The 4,739-nt window shown below is 59.6% G+C and carries 2 protein-coding genes; one reads left to right on the top strand and one right to left on the bottom strand.

Going from position 1 to position 4,739, the window contains the following annotated elements:
* The first annotated feature begins 189 nt into the window (after positions 1–189).
* The gene (locus ACR0BF_RS20190; protein ID WP_480625661.1) at positions 190–3,318 is read left to right on the top strand and encodes an adenylate/guanylate cyclase domain-containing protein; all 3,129 of its coding nucleotides are present in this window, start codon (positions 190–192) and stop codon (positions 3,316–3,318) included.
* Between the two features lie 300 nt (positions 3,319–3,618).
* On the opposite strand, the gene ACR0BF_RS20185 is transcribed toward ACR0BF_RS20190, so the two are convergent.
* On the bottom strand, positions 3,619–4,413 hold the full coding sequence (locus ACR0BF_RS20185; protein ID WP_480625660.1) for an SDR family oxidoreductase: 795 nt from the start codon (positions 4,411–4,413) through the stop codon (positions 3,619–3,621).
* Positions 4,414–4,739 lie beyond the last annotated feature (326 nt).

Here is a 4,739-nt window from a genome sequence, read left to right as displayed (position 1 = left end):
TCAAGCAAATGCCGCAATCAAAGGCCGGACACAGGACTGTACTGACCAGCCGCGCAATCAGAGCATTTTGTCCTTGCAAAGCAGACGCCATCCACACAGGACAAACCGGACGCGAGCACGCCGACAGTTGCGCGACATGCAATCGCAATATTGCTAAAGTGCCTCAGGTACGATGGAGAATACCATAGGATGTCGGTAGCACAATTTCTGGAGAGTGTTGGCCTGGGACAATACGCGGACGTCTTCGAAAAGGAGGCGGTCGACGCCGATACTCTCGCGGATCTAGATGACGGGGATCTGCGCCATCTTGGCCTGCCACTGGGGCATCGAAAAAAGCTGCTGCGAGCGCTTGCCTCCGATCCGGCAGCGCCAGAGTTCGGTCAATGCGCATCAGAATTTCGGCGCGTATCGGTGCTGTTTTGTGATCTGGTCGGGTCCACCGAACTCTCCCAGAAAATGACCGCTGAGGAATTTCGCGACCTGCTGGCCGCGTTTCAGCAGGCCAGCGTCAGAGCGGTCGAAGCCCGCGGTGGTCATGTCGCCAAATATCTTGGCGACGGTTTGATGGCCTATTTTGGCTATCCGCGCGCCCACGAAGACGACGCGGTCAGGGCCGTTGAGGCTGCGTTCAACATGTTGGAAGGCATTCACCGCATCGACACGCCAACGGGCAGCGTTCTTCGAGCGCGAATTGGAATCCATTCGGGCCCGACCATTGTCGGCGAGATGGGCGCCGGGCTCTCGCGTGAGAAAATGTCCGTCGTGGGGGAAGCGCCGATCATAGCATCAAGGCTAGAACAGCTGGCCGAGGCGGATGAAATCCTCATCAGTGGAGAGGTCTGCCGTCTGGTCGAAGGGTTCGTATCATCTGACGCACTGGGCGAGCGTCGGCTCAAGGGGGTCGACAGACCGATCATGGTCCATCGGCCGCTGGGCCGGACGGAGGCCAGAAGTCGGTTCGAAGCGACGCGACGCCGCGGACTCACCAGAATTGCTGGGCGGTCCGAAGAGATCGCCCTCATTCGCTCCCGTTGGAACCGGGTGCGTCAAGGCGATGGACAAGTATTCGTACTGAGCGGGGAACCCGGCATCGGGAAATCGCGGATCGTGACCGATCTCCACGATCATATTTTGGGGAGTGGCTGCAAGCCGATTGTTGTCCAATGCTCTGAGCAGCATGGCGGCAGCGCCCTCTACCCATTCATAGATACGCTGGACCGCGCCGCAGGCGTCATCATGAGAGACGATGCAGCGACGCGACTGGCGAAGCTTTTGGATTTTGTCGGCTCGCTTCTGGGTTCAGACGCCGCGGAGCGCATGCAGGACTACCTTTCGGCCTCCGGCGAGGGGGCAACCGGAGAGGACGCCGTCAGGAGGCGGCGTGGTGCCATCGAGGTCTTGCTGAAATGGATGTGCTCAGGAGCCATCGACGAGTTTGCCTGTATCATCGTCGAAGATGTTCATTGGTCGGACCCCAGTTCGCGCGAACTGATCGGTGAACTCGCAGGCCGTTCCAGCGAATCCCCGATACTTCTTGTCGTCACTACCAGACCGACCTTCGCGGCGGATTGGACGTCCCAGCACAACGCAACGATGCTGTCGCTGAACCGGCTCGGTCGCGCGGAGAGTCGGCTCATCGTCGATGAGCAGTTCCGCGGCCTTCAAGGTAAGTCGGAACAGATGCGTGACATAATTGATCGCGCCGAAGGCGTACCGCTGTTCCTGGAGGAACTGAGCCGCGCCGCGAAGGACATGGAACATGGCGACGAAGAAAATACCGTACCGGCAACATTGCATGGGTCCCTGACCACTCGCCTGGACGGACTTGGAAAGGCAAAGCAAATCGCCCAGGTCGGCTCGGTTCTCGGCCGACGCTTTCCCGGCTTCATCCTTTCCGAGGTATCCGGCGTCGGGGGCGTCAAACTTGAAGAATTGGCCTCGCAATTAGTCGGGGCGGACATCTTCGTTAGACACGGCGCGTCGGCGGACGCGGAATACGGCTTTACCCATGCCCTTGTGCAGGACGCGGCCTATGCCAGCCTGCTGAATCGCGACCGCAGGCGGCTGCATGGTCAGGTCGCGGACCACCTGTCCAGTCTACCTGCCGCCAGATACTTCCCAGTTGAAACGATTGCTGGTCATCTCTTCCGCGCCGAGCGTTTTGGTGAGGCCGCCCAACAGTGGCTTCTCGCTGGACGCGACGCCCAGAAGAGATCGGCTGACCATGAGGCTGTCGAGCATTTTTATGATGGCCTTCGCGCGTTAGAAGCGGTCCCACCGTCTCGCCAGCGTGATGAGAGCGAGCTTGAGATCGTACGGGCGCTCGCGCCGCTCGTGCTTGTCGTCAAAGGCTGGAGCTCGACCGAAACATCCGAGATCTACGCAAGGGCGCGGGTCCTGAGCCAGAAGCTTGATGAACCGGCGGCGCTCCTGCCCATACTCTATGGCGAATATCTCATCCACGTGTCCCGGGCGGAGTTCAGCCCGGCGCTGAAACTTGCCCGCGAGCTGTTGAAACTTGCCGAAGACCTGGCCGACGATGCCGGATTGCTTCAGGGCCATCGCGTGATCGCTTGGTGCTCGCTCTATTTGGGCCGCCTGGCAGACGCCGAAAAGCACGCGTCCCGATTGCTGGCGCTATATCGCAGTGACCGGCACAGCCAGGTCAAACTGGAATATGGCTACGATCCGCAGGTCGCCGGGCTCTCCATCTTGGCCATCATCTCCGCTCTCGGTGGCGATGCGGAGGCGTCGAAGAGTTCCGGAGAGAAGGCCGTCGCACATGCGCGGGCGATCAATCACGCCAGCAGCCTCGCATACGCCTTGATGTTCGCCTGTGCGATACCGGCGGCTATGCGCTCCGACATGTTGATGGCTGACGCGTTCGCCCAGGAACTCAGGCGTTTGGCGGATGAACAGCACAGCGGGCTATGGACCGCATATGCCGATATCATGCAGGGTTGGGCAGGAAATGGCGGTGCCGAACTCATCAAATCCGCGATCAATCGCCTGTCGGCCACGGCCCGCAATCCCTGGCGTCCATTTTTTCTTGCGCTGTGCGCAGAAAGACACCTGCGTTCCGGTCAAACGGACGAAGCCCTGGCGATGTTGGATGAAGCGGCAAGTTCGGTCAGGAAGACCAACGAAAGAAACTGGGAGGCCGAAATATATCGCCTGTTGGGGCGAGCGGAAAGTCAGCGTAACGGCGGCGCCTCGGACAGTGAACGCGACTGGCTAATGAAAGCGATCGATGCAGCTCGACGGGACGGCTCTGTCATGGTCGAAGAGAGAGCGCGAGTTGATCTGGCAATGATCTGATATGGCGTTGCGATGGATGTGTTGAGATGGCCGCTTCAGGCTCACTGCCGACCTCGGAGCAAACGCAGCATCTGATCGCCCGGCTGGCTGGCTCCGATGAGGACGGCCCAGAGCTGCCCTTGACTGTCCAGCTCCGATGCTGCAGCCGCAGCCCGCATTCCGGACGTTCGCTGCAACTGCGAAGTTTCCGTCGATTCGAACTCACGTTCTGCGGGACAAACCGTGATTTCGCTGCGATTGAGGCAATGTCCCCAATATAGGCACGGGAACGGACGAAAGATCGCCCGCCCCGCCTTATAATCAATCGCCGGGTGTTGCAGCAGTACCCGCGAGGATGCCGCCATCAATCGTTAGTTCTGTTCCGGTCATGTAGGCCGCCTCGTCTGAAGCGAGCAGCACGGCAAGGGCTGCAACCTCTTTCGCTTCGCCAAACCGCCGCATGGGTGTGTCTGCCACCATTGCAGCTTCGCGTTCAGCCCTGTCCGGACCGTTGCCTAGCATTGGTTCCCACATCGGCGTCATGATTGCCGCTGGATGGATAGAGTTACACCGGATGTTCAGCCCTTGCGCGGCGCAGTAAAGCGCGACTGACTTCGTGTGGTTGCGTATAGCGGCTTTCGAGGCCGCGTAGGCAGCGGCCATCGGGATGCCGATGAGACCGGAACGGGATGAGATGTTCACGATGCTGCCTGCACCCTTCGCGCGCATAGCTCGGATCGCATAACGGCAGCCGAGAAATGTGCCATCGGTGTTCACCGTATGGACCTTCCGCCAGTCAGCCAAAGCAGCAATTTCGGGATCATGAGCAGGTGGCGCACCGTCGAACGGCCCTTCAAACCCTGTGATACCAGCGTTGTTCACCAGAACGTCAAGGGCGGGAAAGCGTTCTGCAACCGTATCCCACGCCGCTTCGGAAGCCACATCAAGGCGCGCGAAAGTTGCACCGATCTGGTCGGCCATGGCCTGCCCGGTCTTAGCGTCGATATCTGTCAGGATGACGTCGGCACCTTCGTCGCGGAAGGCGCTTGCGATGGCGGCACCAATGCCGCGGGCACCCCCAGTTATGAGGGCTGTCTTTTTCTTTAATCTGGGCATGAAAGCTCCGTAAGGTATGAATTCGATGGAGTCCGAGCGTTAGTCGCCCGAGGCGCAGTTCCGCCTAGTAGGCGGGTTTCCGGGTTACCGGTGCCGTTTGTCCATCGTAGTTCTCTCCTCTTCTTCGGATAATTACATAATAGAAAGCGGCACCCCAATGATCAAGCTGATAGCAGCAGCCGTTCATAGACTTTGCAGCATCGTTCATTATGGGATCACTGCCGACCTCGGAGCAAACGCAGCATCTGATCGCCCGGCTGGCTGGCTCCGATGAGGACGGCCCAAACCGGATGAGGTGGGTGGCTCCTGCTCCACCGGCATCGAAT

Source organism: Ruegeria sp. AG7 (assembly GCF_056541545.1).
The sequence above is the reverse complement of the archived record's forward strand: the minus strand, read 5'-3'. Positions and strand labels throughout refer to the sequence as shown.

What these genes read in the sequence shown, in the direction of transcription:
- ACR0BF_RS20190 (WP_480625661.1), top strand. Translation starts at nt 190, where the DNA reads ATGTCGGTAGCACAATTTCTGGAGAGTGTTGGCCTGGGACAATACGCG.
- ACR0BF_RS20185 (WP_480625660.1), bottom strand. Translation starts at nt 4,413, where the DNA reads ATGCCCAGATTAAAGAAAAAGACAGCCCTCATAACTGGGGGTGCCCGC.